The following is a 14,017-nucleotide window of genomic DNA, read 5'->3' as shown; positions in this document are numbered from 1 at the left end:
TATTGAGAGCCCGTAAATTTACGGGCTTTCTATTTTATATGTATCTGCCATTCAGTGGGGAATATAGCCACTGAATTGACTAATGCTGATGTTAACCTATCTTTTTACATATAACCTAAGATCCGAACCTATGAGTGAAGCAACATTTCCCACTTTTGCTATGGTCGCCGGAGAACTCTCCGGAGATATTTTAGGTGCTGGTTTGATAAAGGCACTTCAAAAACAATATCCCAATGCTCGATTTGTCGGGATTGGCGGGCCTAAAATGGATGCATTGGGCTTCGAATCTCTGTTCTCATTTGAAGAGTTAGCGGTAATGGGAATAGTAGAAGTGCTCTCTCGTCTACCTAGATTATTGAAAGTGCGCAAAACCTTGCTAGATGAGATCTGTGCAATCGGGCCAGATTGCTTTATCGGTATTGATGCGCCTGATTTTAACATCGGTTTAGAGTTAACATTAAAAAATAGAGGGATCAAAACGGTTCATTATGTCAGTCCTTCAGTTTGGGCTTGGCGTCCTAAGCGCATCTTTAAGATCGCGAAAGCCACTAACATGGTGCTATCTTTGCTTCCATTCGAAAAAGCTTTTTACGATAAGTACGACATCCCTTGTACTTTTGTCGGGCATACACTTGCTGACGATATTGATTTAGCTAGTGATAAATTAGTTGCCAGAGCGGGTTTAGGCCTTGATCCTAATGCTGAATATTTAGCTGTACTGCCAGGTTCTCGTGGCGGAGAGTTAAAACAGCTTGCCGAGCCTTTCGTAAAAGCGGCCAGTATTATCAAACAGAGATACCCTGATATTCGTTTTATTACGCCATTGGTTAATGCCAAGAGACGTGAACAATTTGAGGCGGCGTTAAAACTTCATGCTCCCGATCTTGAGATAACGTTAATCGAGGGACAATCACGCGAAGTGATGGCGGCAGCTGACTGCATCCTACTTGCTTCCGGTACTGCGACACTTGAAGCTATGTTGGTTAAGCGTCCTATGGTGGTGGCATATCGCGTTAACGCGCTGACATACAGTATAGCTAGACGTATGATGCAGATCGATAAATTCTCTCTGCCTAATCTACTGGCAGGTGAAGATCTTGTGACTGAGCTTATTCAGGAAAACTGCACCGCTGAATTAATTGCTAACGCTGTTTGTGAGCAGCTTGATATGGATTTTACTCCGCTGCATGATAAGTTTTTGGCATTGCATAAACAACTGAGGTGTAACGCCAGTGAGCGAGCTGCCGAAGCCGTGATTGAATTGATTCATTCGTAAAATAAATAGTTAAGGTATTGGTTAGATTATATGGCTGTTTTTAAAGGTATTACACCTGAACAAATAGAGGTCTTGTGTTGTGAATTATATGCTGGCGTCGATGAAGTTGGCCGTGGCCCACTCGTGGGGAACGTGGTCACAGCTGCTGTTATCTTAGATCCTAATAATCCCATTGCTGGTTTAAATGATTCTAAGAAACTGACTGAAAAAAAACGTGAACTACTTTTTGCCGAGATACATGAAAAGGCATTGTGCATAAGCGTGGGCCATGCGAATCCTGAAGAGATAGATGAGCTTAATATTCTGCATGCTACTATGTTAGCGATGCAGCGTGCAGTGGCTGGATTAGAGATTAAACCTCTGTCCGTGTTAGTTGATGGTAACCGCACGCCAGTGTTCCATCATGGTGAGCAATCAGATAGCCCTATCCCGGCACATGCGGTGATAAAAGGTGACGGTCTTATTGCTGCAATCAGTGCTGCATCGATTATCGCTAAGGTCATTCGTGATAGAGAGATGGAGCTGCTCGATATGGAGCATCCGCAATATGGGTTTGCTAAACACAAGGGCTACCCAACCAAAGCACATGTTGAAGCGCTTGAACTGCACGGTGTGCTTCCTGAATATCGTAAGAGTTTTAAACCTGTTAGAGAAAGGTTAGCTAAAGACTTAATCTAGGACTAGATACTGTCTCTCTAATTGATGTTCTGGTTTGACGAGTTTGACTCTGTTAGTCTTTCTTAAGCTTTTATTTTCCTTTTTATTAAATTAAGTATCCGAAAATATGTCTGATCCCCGTTTTGTCCATTTACGTGTTCACAGTGATTATTCTATGTCAGATGGACTGGTAAAGGTTAAACCTATCATAGGAAAAGTGTCTGAGTTAGGCATGCCAGCTGTAGCATTGACAGATCAAACTAACCTGTGTGGCCTAGTGAAGTTTTACGAAGGTTGTCATGGTGCTGGAATCAAACCTATTATCGGCGCTGACTTGTGGGTCAGAGTGCCTGGTTTTGCCAAAGAGCTCTGTGCGATCACTGTGTTAGCTATGAATAATCAGGGATATAAAAACTTAACCTTACTGATCAGTGATGCTTATCTTAGAGGACATATCGATGACAGAGCCGTTATCGATCAAGCTTGGTTAGCTAAATACAGTGAGGGTATTATTTTACTCTCGGGTGGAAGGCTCGGTGATGTAGGGAAAGCCTTATTGAAAGGCAATTTGTCTCAAGTTGATTCTTTAGTCGAGTTTTATCAAACTCATTTTCCCGACCGATATTATCTTGAACTTCTTCGAACGGGTCGTCCCGATGAAGAACGTTATCTGCACATGGCTGTTGAGCTGGCTGAAGTTAAAAGCCTTCCAGTCGTAGCTACAAACCAAGTAGTGTTCAACAAACCTGAACAGTTTGATGCCCATGAGATCCGTGTCGCCATCTCTGACGGTTTTACTTTGGCTGATCCTCGTCGTCCGAAAAAGTACAGTGCTGAGCAGTATTTTAAGACTAGTGAGCAGATGTGTGAATTGTTTGAAGATATTCCCGAGGCAATTCAAAACACAGTTGAGATAGCTAAACGCTGTAACGTAACCGTGCGGTTAGGCGAGTATTTCTTGCCTAACTTTCCAACAGGTGATCTTTCTATTGAGGATTTTCTGGTTGAGGTATCAGAAAAAGGGCTTGAAGAACGACTCGAGTTTCTCTTTCCTGACCCTGAAGTCAGGGCTGGAAAACGACCTAGCTATGATGAAAGACTCGATATTGAGCTTAAAGTGATTAACCAGATGGGATTCCCTGGTTACTTCCTTATCGTAATGGAATTTATTCAGTGGGGTAAAGATCAAGATATTCCTATTGGCCCAGGTCGTGGCTCTGGTGCTGGTTCTTTAGTGGCTTATGCGCTTAAAATTACCGATCTTGATCCACTTGAATATGAATTGCTGTTTGAGCGATTCCTTAACCCTGAACGTGTTTCAATGCCGGATTTTGATATCGACTTCTGTATGGACAGGCGTGATGAGGTGATTGATCATGTGGCCGAACTTTATGGTCGAGATGCGGTGTCACAAATTATTACTTTCGGTACCATGGCAGCTAAAGCCGTTATTCGTGATGTGGGTCGAGTGTTAGGCCACCCTTATGGTTTTGTTGACCGGATCTCTAAAATGGTACCAGCAGAGCCAGGCATGACCTTAGCCAAAGCATTTGAGGTGGAACCTGCGCTGCAGGAGTCTTACGACGGCGATGAGGAGGTTAAAGACCTCATTGATATGTGCCGGATACTTGAAGGTGTCACACGTAACGCGGGTAAGCACGCCGGTGGTGTTGTTATTTCACCAACGACGATCACCGATTTCGCGCCTATATATTGTGACGCAGAAGGCCTCAACCCGGTCACTCAGTTCGATAAGAATGATGTCGAGACTGCGGGTCTGGTTAAGTTTGACTTCTTGGGTCTGCGAACCCTGACTATTATCGATTGGGCATTGCAAATGATCAATGCTAAAAAAGATAAGGCAGGTGAAAAACATATTCGAATAGAATCTATCCCTTTAACAGACCCAGCGAGCTTTAAATTATTACAGCGTTATGAAACAACTGCGGTATTTCAGCTTGAATCCCGCGGTATGAAAGATTTGATTAAGCGTCTTCAGCCCGATAGCTTTGAAGATATGATTGCCCTAGTCGCCCTATTCAGACCGGGGCCACTTCAATCGGGCATGGTTGATAACTTTATCGAACGTAAGCATGGCCGAGAAGCCGTCTCTTATCCCGATGCTGAATATCAGCATGACTCTTTGAAATGGGTGCTCGAGCCTACCTACGGCATTATCCTTTATCAAGAACAGGTGATGCAGATTGCTCAGGTTCTAGCGGGTTACTCACTCGGTGGTGCAGATATGCTTCGTCGTGCAATGGGTAAGAAGAAACCTGAGGAGATGGCAAAGCAACGCGGTACATTCGAAGAGGGTTCCATTAATAACGGTGTCGACGGTGAGCTGTCGATGAAGATCTTCGATCTGGTGGAGAAGTTTGCTGGCTACGGTTTTAACAAATCTCACTCGGCTGCCTATGCGTTAGTTTCTTATCAAACACTTTGGTTAAAGACCCATTATCCAGCTGAATTTATGGCCGCGGTAATGTCTGCTGATATGGATAACACCGATAAGATCGTTATCTTAGTCGATGAGTGTGAACGTATGGGGATGCCATTGTTGCCACCGGACGTGAACAAAGGCTTACTTAAATTCAATGTTGATGAAGAAGGTAAGATTGTTTACGGCATTGGTGCAATTAAAGGTGTGGGAGATGGCCCTGTCGATTCCATTCTTGCAGCGCGTAAAGATGGTCCTTTTAAAGATCTATTCGATTTTTGTGCCCGTGTGGATCTGAAAAAACTCAATAAACGCATTATGGAAAAGCTTATCTATGCAGGTGCGTTAGATTCATTAGGTCCTCATCGCGCCGCCATGATGGCAACCTTGCCAGAAGCAATACGCGCAGCGGATCAAAATGCTAAAGCGGAAGCTATCGGGCAACATGATATGTTTGGCCTGCTAAATTCCGATCAAGAGGATATAAAACAGCAGTTTGTTGAATGTGCTCCTTGGCCCGATAAAGTGTGGTTAGAAGGAGAAAGAGATACGTTAGGTCTGTATCTTACTGGCCACCCTATTAATCAATATCTGAAAGAGTTAAAGCACTACACCTCCTGTCGTCTTAAAGATATACATCCGACGGAACGTGGCAAAACAATGAAGGCGGCGGGACTTGTGGTCGCCACGCGTGTGATGATGACTAAACGTGGCTCAAAGATGGGGCTTGTGACCTTAGATGATAAGAGTGCGCGTCTTGAGGTGATGTTGTTTACTGAGGCTTTTGAGAAGTTTAATCATCTGTTAGAGAAAGATAGAATTCTGATTATCGAAGGCGAAGTCAGTTTTGATGATTTTGCTGGCGGTAACCGTATGACCGCCAGAAACATTATTGATATGGGCGAGGCGCGTAGCCACTTTGCCAGTGCGGTTGAAGTTGATATCGAGAGTCAGACTATTTCACCTGATTGGCTTAATCAATTCCAAAGTGCTATTGAGCCATGGAAAAATGGTGCGGTACCTGTCATCGTTAATTACGCTCAACCCCAAGTTAAGGCTCAGCTTAAACTTGGTAATAGCTGGCGAGTGAACCCAACGGATGAACTCATGTTGGCTTTAGAAACCTTAACCGGTGCCGGTAAAGTTAGGATTTTATTCTAATATGGCTGCTCTGGAATTTGATACCGCAGCGCTGATTGATGCGAGCGTTAACGCCTCTTTAATTCGCGTTGGTGCGAAGTTAGTACTGGCTTACAGTGGTGGTGTCGATTCAGCAATTTTGGCTCAAGGTTTAGCTTCTTATGCCAAACTACACCCTGAATATGGCTACCTGTTGATTCATGTTCACCATGGGCTCAGCAGTAATGCCGATATGTGGGTAGCTCATTGTCAGAGACAAGCATTACATTATCAACTGCCAATTGAAATTGTTCGTGTTCAAGTAAACACAGGCCCTAGGCTCAGTATAGAAGCAGAAGCACGTAAGGTCCGCTATAAGGCGATAAAGTCGCTGATGGATAGTGGAGATCTTCTGTTAACTGGACATCACTTAGATGACCAATTAGAAACGATATTGTTGGCGTTAAAGCGTGGACTGGGGCCAAAAGGCTTATCAGCGATGGGCGCAGTGCAATCCTTCGATGGTGATAAAGTATTGTCACGGCCTTTACTTAGTATTAGCCGTGAGCAAATCGAAGCCAAGGCTGCTCATCTTGGTTTGCAACATATTGAAGATGAGAGTAACTGCGATGATAAATATGACAGGAACTTTTTACGGTTGGAGATCATTCCTAAGCTTAAATCAAGGTGGAGCGCGATTGCGGCCACGGCCAGTCGTAGTGCGGCATTATGTGGACAGCAACAAAGTGTGATCGATGAAGAAGTTAGTCTTCGCTTACCTGAATTTATTGAAATGGTGCCATATGGCAATGGCACAGCCTTAAACCTTATTTTATTCGGTCAACAGAAACCAAATTGGCAGGCACTGCTCTTTAGAGGGTACGTTGAGCAACTTGGATTCGCCCCCCCATCTTTGGTGCAGCTTGAGCAATTACTCAATCAACTGTTGTGTGCAAAGCCTGATGCTAAAATCGAACTTAAAATCGGTGATATGTTAGTTAGGCGCTTTAATAATAGAGCCTATGTTTTTTCGATAAATCAGGAGGTAATTGATCAAATTTCTACCTCTAATATTGAAGTTGATGTTGCTTTGCTGCTATTAATGAAAGATGGGAGTGTGACGGCTCCGAACGTTATAAAAGCAGACGAGTTGGTTATTTCTCTTTCCGACAGCAAAAAATTAATAATAGTAAAAGAGATTGTGCAAGATAGGGTTCGAATGCCGCTGGCTAATGAAGTGCTCAGTATTCGCTGCTGTGTCGTGGGTAGTACACGGTGTCGCCCACACAACAGACAACACGGCAGAGAGTTAAAAAAGCTATGGCAGGAATACGGCGTACCACCTTGGGAGAGAGCAAGAGTGCCGCTTATTTTCTACGATGAAAAGCTGGTTTGTGCAGTAGGTTATTGGATAGAAAAATCATATTTGTGTGATAAAGACTCAGAAGGCTTACTCTTCTTGGCAAGCTAGATTAAGTTTTATTATACAGCGCACATTTGTCATTCTTAATTCGTTTGATTAATCTTAACCTTAGGCAATTTTAAAGCAACGCCTGCCGTTTGATTTCGCAAGGTATAACGCCTTGTCGGCGCGTTCAAATACTGATGCGGCAGTTTCTCCCTCTTGCCATTGTGATACACCTAAACTGGTTTCGGCTTGGTATTTCTCAAATAAGCTGTGAGTCGAGATGGACGAAAGTACACGCTCGCACAGGGTGCTAGCAGCACAGGTATCGCCTCTTACTATCACAACAAATTCATCGCCGCCGACACGAAAAGCTTGATCTGTGTCTCTTATCGCCAATGTTAGCAATTGACCAAATTCAGACAATACTTCATCACCGAGCAGATGACCGTGACTGTCATTTAGATTTTTGAAATTATCAAGATCTAAAACGATGATAGAAAGCGGGCTGTCATGACGAGTCGAGGTTGCAATGGCTTTCTTTAAACTTTCCGCATAATAGTGGCGGTTTCCAAGGTTAGTCAGCGAGTCATACATGGCTTTTCTGGAAATTTCCTGATATTTAATAGCATTAAATAGAGGTAATAATACCAATGTTTGCATTAATTTTAATAGTTCTGACTGAGAAGGTGTTAAAGGTTTTCTCAACACATAGCTTAAATTGTAAACGTTACCGGAAAAGTTAACTTGCTGTAACACTTGGATGCCTTGATGGCATCCCCAATTAAATTGGTGATGGTTAAAGGTCAACTTTACACCTTCAATCGGCAAGTGTTGTCCCATTATTTTGCCGAAACAGGCAAAAACTGTCCTAGGATCTAAACTTTCATGTAGATGTTGGATTATTCTCACTAAATTGGGTTCGATATCAGTTAGCTGATGTACTGCGGGTTGATATCGATATTCTTCAGGTGAAAACTCTGTCGCTAGGCCAAAGTCCATAATAAACACTCCATTTTAAGCGGACTTGAATAATTTATAAATCCTCTGTAATGGATAAATATAAGCAATATGCGTGCCCAAGTTTTTGTTAATTAAATTTGTCTTTATTTGTCATTCAGTTACTCTTTCTGATGTCGGTAGGATAATCGGTTAGTCAGTTTTTTGACTGGAGGAGAATTTAGCATGGAACATAGCTTTCTTATTCAAGTACTCATGATGCTTGTGATTGCCATCATCTCCATAGCCATATTGAGACGAGCGGGACTGCCAGCGATCTTGGCTTATTTACTCACAGGGGTGATAAGTGGGCCTTCGGGGTTTAATTGGTTTAGCCAGCAACAGATGCAATCGGTGGCCGAACTGGGTGTAGTATTGCTTATGTTTAGTCTGGGGCTTGAGTTTTCTTTGCCTAGGCTGTGGGCCATGAGGCGGACAGTATTTGGGTTAGGCAGTGCTCAGATGGTGATCACAACTGTGCTGGCGACCTGTATCGCATTGCTTAGCTCATTATCCATTGTTGAGTCCGTAGTTGTTGGCTCTGCGATTGCGTTATCCTCCACAGCTATAGTGTTAAAACTCCTTAATGAACAAGGCTGGTTAAGGCGTCGCCATGGCGAGCTGTCTGTCAGTGTACTTTTATTTCAGGATCTGGCTGTCGTCCCTTTATTAATTCTGCTCCCCCTGTTGGCATCAGGTGGCGATGTGCTCTCTTTTGGAAATGTGGCCTGGGCAATGGCTGAAGGCGGGCTAATCTTTGCAGCCTTGATGGCCTTTGGTAAGTGGGGCTTACCGAGAATGTTTGATGAGGTGGCTCGTTCTCGTTCCAATGAACTTTTTATGCTGTCAACCTTAGTGGTTGCATTACTCACAGGAGCCTTAACGCAATGGCTTGGCCTATCAATGGCATTAGGGGCGTTTTTGGCGGGAATGCTCTTAGGCGAAAGTCAATATAAGGGGCAGTTAGAGGCGGATATTCGTCCCTTTAGGGATCTGCTGATGGGACTCTTTTTCATCTCAATTGGCATGTTAATGGATTTCTCTTTAGTTATCGATTTTTGGGGAGAGATCTTAATTTTATTGTTCACAGTGATTTTGGGTAAAGCCTTAGTGATATTTGCGTTACTTAGGTTTGCTCGAGAATCGTTTGGGATATCCGTCGCGACGGCTTTGACTTTAGCTCAGGTGGGAGAGTTTAGTTTTGTAGTGTTGGCATTAGCGGTCAATTACAGCTTACTGGATATTGTGTTAAGTACTAAGTTGGTCATGGTCGCTGTTATGTCTATGGCACTTGCTCCTTGGCTTGTACGCCATAGTGTCGATATTGCTCGCATAATGCAGGGTGCTAGAGCGAAAGAGATTGAAGCCCCCTTAATCGTGCCAAGTATTGAACATGATGAAGACCATGAAAAAGATTTGGTGCTGATCTTAGGGTATGGTCGGGTCGGTCAAACAATCGCTAGGTTCATGAAGACAGAAGCCGTGCCTTTTTTGGTGTTGGATCTGGATCCTACTCGGGTTTCTGAGGCTAGAAAAGCTGGTGAGCCGGTCTATTTTGGTGACGTTTGTAAACGCAGTATTTTGAAACAGGCCAAAATTAAAGAGGCCAAGTTGATCGTATTAACCTTCAGTGATAATCGCCTACTTGAAGAAGTGTTGCCTTTATGTCGATACTTGGCTCCCGATGCAAAAATTTTGGTGCGAACACGCGATGATAGTAATCTGGCAGAACTTGAGGCCGCTGGCGCTAGCCAAGTGATACCAGAAAGTTTAGAAGGCAGCTTAATGTTAGTTTCTCAGGTGCTGTATCAATGTGGTGTACCTTTGAATCGGATCCTCAAACGGCTTGAGTTTGAACGCCGTAACCATTACCGCTATCTGCATGGTTTCTTCTCCGGATCTGAAACTGATTTTACCTTAGAACATCTACATGCTGTGGCGTTACCAAAAGGTGCGAATGCTGTCGGACTCACTTTAGCCGAGATCCCTTGGGGTAAACTCAGGGTTGAATTGAGGGCGGTGAGACGCGGTGGGGCTGAAATAGAAAAACCTGAACTTGATTGGAAAATTCGCTCGTCCGATACATTGATTTTACTCGGTAAACCGAGACGGATAGAGAAGGCTGAACACTATTTACTACAAGGGTAAGTTGTTTCAGTTAATTTATACTTGAACGAGAAGATGTTGCTTCAATATTTTGTTACTTTTAGTCGCTGTTGTCAGTCTGTTAAATGCATGAGTATGGTGTTAGCCTAGTTGCGATAATAGACAGTAACAGGGATTGTCATGTTTAAAAAAATATTAAAATACACCGGATTAGCCTTATTAATCCTCTTAGTTTCAGGTGCCGCACTCGCTACACATGAATGGTACGCTAAGAAACCGTTTTTCTTTCGTGCTTTTTTAGATCGCACGTTAATTAAAATTGCCTTTGATAGCCCAGAAACATTAACTTCACTAGGTTTCCTTGAGTCTGTAGGAATAAAAAGTCACAACGCGGATCTCGATGACGACAGACCTGAGAAGACCGATGAGTTATTTGCCGAACTTGATGTCATACATGAAACCTTATTGAGCTATGAAGACGCAGATTTAGATGAAAATCAGCTATTGTCGAAAGAGATAGCGCTATACCTGCTTGACTTTTCAGCTAAAGCCGAAGCCTATCGTTATCATAATTACCCTGTTAATCAGCTGTTTGGGGTTCAAAATGGCTATCCTAGCTTTATGGAAGCTCAGCATAGGGTAGAGACGGTTGAGGATGCCGAAAATTACCTTTCTAGATTAGAGAAAGTAAAACTTAAATTTGAACAGAACTTGCTTGGCCTGAGGGTCAGAGAGCTTAATGGGATCATTCCTCCTCGATTTGTTATTGATCGCGTGTTAACGGAGATGACAGAGTTTGTCGAGACACCGATTAAGGACAATATTCTCTATGTCTCTTTAAAAACAAAACTGGCAGATACTCAAGATATTCCTATTAAGAAACAAGCTGAACTACTCACATTAGCTGAGGATAATATCCGTGAATATGTGTATCCAGCTTACGGTTTGTTTATCGACTACTTTTCAGCGTTGGCGGATAAAGCTGGAACCGATGATGGTTTGTGGCGTCTTCCCAATGGCAATGAAGCGTATCAACTTTCACTGAATTTTTTCACCACTACTGACTATACTGCCGATGAAATTCATAATATGGGTTTGGCAGAAGTGGCGCGTATTCAAAGTGAGATACTCACTATATTAGCAGCTGAAGGATTTGACATTACACATGGTTTCTCGGCTGCGATTGAAACATTGGCCGCGGATCCACAGTTTTATTATGAAGACAGTGATGCGGGTAGAGCCCAGATTTTAGTTGATTATCAAACGATTCTCGATGAGATCAATGGGGGGCTGGATGATGCGTTTAGAATTCGCCCGGAAGCTGGAATGGAGGTGGTGCGGATCCCAGAATTTAAAGAAAAAACAGCACCGGGAGCCTATTATCAACAGCCCGCTATTGATGGCAGTCGTCCCGGTCGTTTCTTTGCTAATTTATACGATATTAAGGCGACACCTAAATATGGTATGCGCACTCTTGCTTACCATGAAGCAATCCCTGGTCATCATTTTCAGGTTGCCGTTGCTATGGAGCTGGAGGGGATGCCTTTTATTCGTAAAATGGCTCCATTTACAGCTTATAGTGAAGGCTGGGCACTTTACTCTGAACGTGTAGCTTGGGAGCTAGGTTTTCAGGATGATCCTTTTGATAATGTCGGTAGATTGCAGGCGGAGTTATTCAGAGGGGTACGCTTAGTGGTGGATACCGGGATCCATGAAAAACGCTGGACTCGTGAGCAAGCCATTGAATATATGAAGCTCAATACCGGTATGGCCACCAGTGATGTGGTTTCCGAAATTGAACGTTATATTGTGATGCCAGGTCAGGCGACCTCTTATAAGGTTGGGATGATGAAAATCTTAGCCCTGCGGGATAAAGCGCAATTAGCCTTGGGAGATAAGTTTAATCTGAGGGATTTCCATGATGTGGTCTTAAAAAATGGTCCCGTACCTTTAGATATTCTCGAACGTTTAGTCGACAAGTATATCGCTCAAACTGCGCAGCCTAGTTAGGTTGAGTCGTTTGGTTATATTTTTAGAGACTAGAAGCACTTGATGTTCCACTATATTGTTTTTGTCCTGCTTGTGCCCCTGTTTGTTTTTCAGGGGTACTGTGTTCGTCGAACAAGCCTAGTTTTACCTGAGGCAAATGGTGAACGATGTGGAACGCTTGGGTCGGGTTCAGCATTAAGTGTTCTGGTGGCGGGGGATTCAGCTGCTGCTGGGGTTGGTGTTGATCATCAAGAGCAGGCGTTGGTGGGCTATTTTACTCGAGAATTGGCAAAAGAGCATAGTGTATCTTGGTCCTTGGTAGCGCAATCAGGGGACACCACGGCAGATCTTATTCAAAGGTTAACGACGATAGAAGCTAAGCAGTTTGATCTGGTGTTGCTTTCAATCGGCGTGAATGATGTTCTTAGTCCTGTAAGTACAGTGAAATGGAGTAAGCAACTACTCATATTGAGTCAACTGCTCCAAAAACAATTCCAAACCAAACAAATTTGGTTTACATCAGTTCCCCCAATGGAGCAGTTCCCCTTATTACCTAATCCTCTTCGTTGGTTTTTAGGCAAAAGAGCGCAAGCGTTCAATCGTAGCTTAGCGCATTTTGTTCATCTCAATAAAGGCTGTGGCTTTATCGATATAAGTCACAAACTTCACCGAGTTGCTGATTTACAGCAAAGCGGTTTGGCGAAAGATGGATTTCACCCGAGTGAAGTTTCCTATGAAATCTGGGGAGTGACCGCCGCAGAAATGATTCAAAAAGGTATTAATGAGAAATGTGCAATTATTTCTTTATCTCAAAAAAATCTCTAATTTCATCAATTTGACACATGGCATCCTGATAACCTAAGTCGATCAAGGCACTGCAATAAGAGCGTTCGAAAAGCAGATAAGAGACGATACTTGAATCTGTCTGTTGATTAATGCCTATGGGCCTTAGCATTGCTCTCACCGCAAAGGGCATCTCGTTATAATAGCGAGAGGCAAGTTTACTTAAGTCTTCACTGGGTTTAATCACTAACGTCTGAATATTGGCTAAGGGGAGTTTTTTCGCGTCCTCTTTGGGGATCAATGCGAGAGTGTTATTTATCCGTTCTAGTCGCTCTAAGTCACTATTCAAGGTGTCAGAAAAGATAGTATCCAGTAGGTGACCTGCGATGGTGGCTGTTTTGGGATGGTGGTCCACTTCTTGGGAGAGATGTTTATGAGGGCTCTCAAGGTTGATCACAAATATCTTCTTTGCGCCTAAGTGAATAGGGCTGCTTAAGGGGGCTAGCTGATGGACCGAACCATCGCCGTAATAGTCTTGATTGAGTTTTACTGAGGGAAAAACAAGCGGAATAGCAGAGCTGGCAAGCAGATGATCGGTGTTTAACTGAGTACGTTGGCCACTGCGTCGGTCTCTTTGCCATTCGGGGATATCATGGCTACCCTGAAAAAAAGTGACTGAACGAGAGGAGTTATAACAGGAGGCATCGATACTTAGGGCGTTTAGCGCTCCGCTGCCAATATTTCTGTCAATACGAGTAAAGTTGATCAAGTTATCGAGTAAGCCCCGCAGTGGTTCACTATTAAATAGACTACCGGCGTTGGTATTGACCTTGTCATCTTGCACGCTCATCAGTAGCATTTTGCTTAAGTGCTTTAATACGCCTGAGATAGATGCACTGTATACTTTCTCAGTATGAAAATTACGCCAAACCCATTCGAGTTTTCTGACACCTAAGTGAAAACAGGACGCATGAGTAGCAATTGAGGTCCCATTAATGGCACCAGCAGAAGTTCCACAGATAATCTTAAATGGGATGCCATGATTTCTGGGGTATAACTGAACGATGGCTTTAAGTACGCCTATTTGATAAGCCGCCCGTGCCCCACCGCCGCCAAGAACTAATGCTGTTTTATCTGGCATTTTCACTCCATGAAAATTATTCTTTATTTACAGTTAGTAAAGCTAATATCTAATTTCAAATCAAGATAATTATTCGATGTCGCTCAATTGTGATGACTAAAA

The 14,017-nt window shown here is 43.3% G+C and carries 9 protein-coding genes; 7 read left to right on the top strand and 2 right to left on the bottom strand.

The genetic code is table 11. The features are described from left to right. Positions 1–130 precede the first annotated feature (130 nt). From lpxB to tilS, 4 genes are all read left to right on the top strand, one after another. The gene (gene lpxB / locus HWQ47_RS18690; RefSeq protein ID WP_269967572.1) at positions 131–1,276 is read left to right on the top strand and encodes a lipid-A-disaccharide synthase; all 1,146 of its coding nucleotides are present in this window, start codon (positions 131–133) and stop codon (positions 1,274–1,276) included. A gap of 30 nt (positions 1,277–1,306) precedes the next feature. Further along, the gene (gene rnhB, locus HWQ47_RS18685) at positions 1,307–1,954 is read left to right on the top strand and encodes a ribonuclease HII (RefSeq protein ID WP_269967571.1); all 648 of its coding nucleotides are present in this window, start codon (positions 1,307–1,309) and stop codon (positions 1,952–1,954) included. A gap of 106 nt (positions 1,955–2,060) precedes the next feature. Continuing rightward, positions 2,061–5,534, top strand: coding sequence for a DNA polymerase III subunit alpha (dnaE, locus tag HWQ47_RS18680; protein WP_269967570.1), 3,474 nt, complete (start codon positions 2,061–2,063; stop codon positions 5,532–5,534). Between the two features lies 1 nt (position 5,535). Further along, on the top strand, positions 5,536–6,963 hold the full coding sequence (gene tilS, locus HWQ47_RS18675) for a tRNA lysidine(34) synthetase TilS (protein WP_269967569.1): 1,428 nt from the start codon (positions 5,536–5,538) through the stop codon (positions 6,961–6,963). Between the two features lie 60 nt (positions 6,964–7,023). Here the strand turns inward: tilS and dgcS are convergent, their stop codons facing one another. Continuing rightward, positions 7,024–7,899 (bottom strand): diguanylate cyclase DgcS, encoded by an 876-nt coding sequence (dgcS, locus tag HWQ47_RS18670; RefSeq protein WP_269967568.1) that lies wholly within the window; start codon positions 7,897–7,899, stop codon positions 7,024–7,026. A gap of 183 nt (positions 7,900–8,082) precedes the next feature. Between dgcS and HWQ47_RS18665 the strand changes: the two genes are divergently transcribed. From HWQ47_RS18665 to HWQ47_RS18655, 3 genes are all read left to right on the top strand, one after another. Continuing rightward, on the top strand, positions 8,083–10,044 hold the full coding sequence (locus tag HWQ47_RS18665) for a monovalent cation:proton antiporter family protein (protein ID WP_269967567.1): 1,962 nt from the start codon (positions 8,083–8,085) through the stop codon (positions 10,042–10,044). A 138-nt stretch (positions 10,045–10,182) separates the two neighbouring features. Beyond that, positions 10,183–12,012 (top strand): DUF885 domain-containing protein, encoded by a 1,830-nt coding sequence (locus HWQ47_RS18660; RefSeq protein WP_269967566.1) that lies wholly within the window; start codon positions 10,183–10,185, stop codon positions 12,010–12,012. 42 nt (positions 12,013–12,054) lie between these two features. After that, complete coding sequence (locus HWQ47_RS18655) at positions 12,055–12,816, top strand: SGNH/GDSL hydrolase family protein (RefSeq protein ID WP_269967565.1); 762 nt, start codon at positions 12,055–12,057, stop codon at positions 12,814–12,816. Here the strand turns inward: HWQ47_RS18655 and HWQ47_RS18650 are convergent. Beyond that, entirely contained in the window at positions 12,788–13,915 is a 1,128-nt protein-coding gene (locus tag HWQ47_RS18650; RefSeq protein WP_269967564.1) for a patatin-like phospholipase family protein, read from the bottom strand. The two genes, HWQ47_RS18655 and HWQ47_RS18650, sit on opposite strands and share 29 nt — an antisense overlap. Positions 13,916–14,017 lie beyond the last annotated feature (102 nt).

It is taken from the genome of Shewanella sp. MTB7 (genome assembly GCF_027571385.1).
Lineage (GTDB): Bacteria > Pseudomonadota > Gammaproteobacteria > Enterobacterales > Shewanellaceae > Shewanella.
Note: the sequence above shows the minus strand (reverse complement) of the source record. Positions and strands in the feature narration are given on the sequence as shown.

What these genes read in the sequence shown, in the direction of transcription:
- rnhB (WP_269967571.1), top strand. Translation starts at nt 1,307, where the DNA reads ATGGCTGTTTTTAAAGGTATTACACCTGAACAAATAGAGGTCTTGTGT.
- lpxB (WP_269967572.1), top strand. Translation starts at nt 131, where the DNA reads ATGAGTGAAGCAACATTTCCCACTTTTGCTATGGTCGCCGGAGAACTC.
- HWQ47_RS18660 (WP_269967566.1), top strand. Translation starts at nt 10,183, where the DNA reads ATGTTTAAAAAAATATTAAAATACACCGGATTAGCCTTATTAATCCTC.
- dnaE (WP_269967570.1), top strand. Translation starts at nt 2,061, where the DNA reads ATGTCTGATCCCCGTTTTGTCCATTTACGTGTTCACAGTGATTATTCT.
- HWQ47_RS18655 (WP_269967565.1), top strand. Translation starts at nt 12,055, where the DNA reads ATGTTCCACTATATTGTTTTTGTCCTGCTTGTGCCCCTGTTTGTTTTT.
- tilS (WP_269967569.1), top strand. Translation starts at nt 5,536, where the DNA reads ATGGCTGCTCTGGAATTTGATACCGCAGCGCTGATTGATGCGAGCGTT.
- HWQ47_RS18650 (WP_269967564.1), bottom strand. Translation starts at nt 13,915, where the DNA reads ATGCCAGATAAAACAGCATTAGTTCTTGGCGGCGGTGGGGCACGGGCG.
- HWQ47_RS18665 (WP_269967567.1), top strand. Translation starts at nt 8,083, where the DNA reads ATGGAACATAGCTTTCTTATTCAAGTACTCATGATGCTTGTGATTGCC.
- dgcS (WP_269967568.1), bottom strand. Translation starts at nt 7,899, where the DNA reads ATGGACTTTGGCCTAGCGACAGAGTTTTCACCTGAAGAATATCGATAT.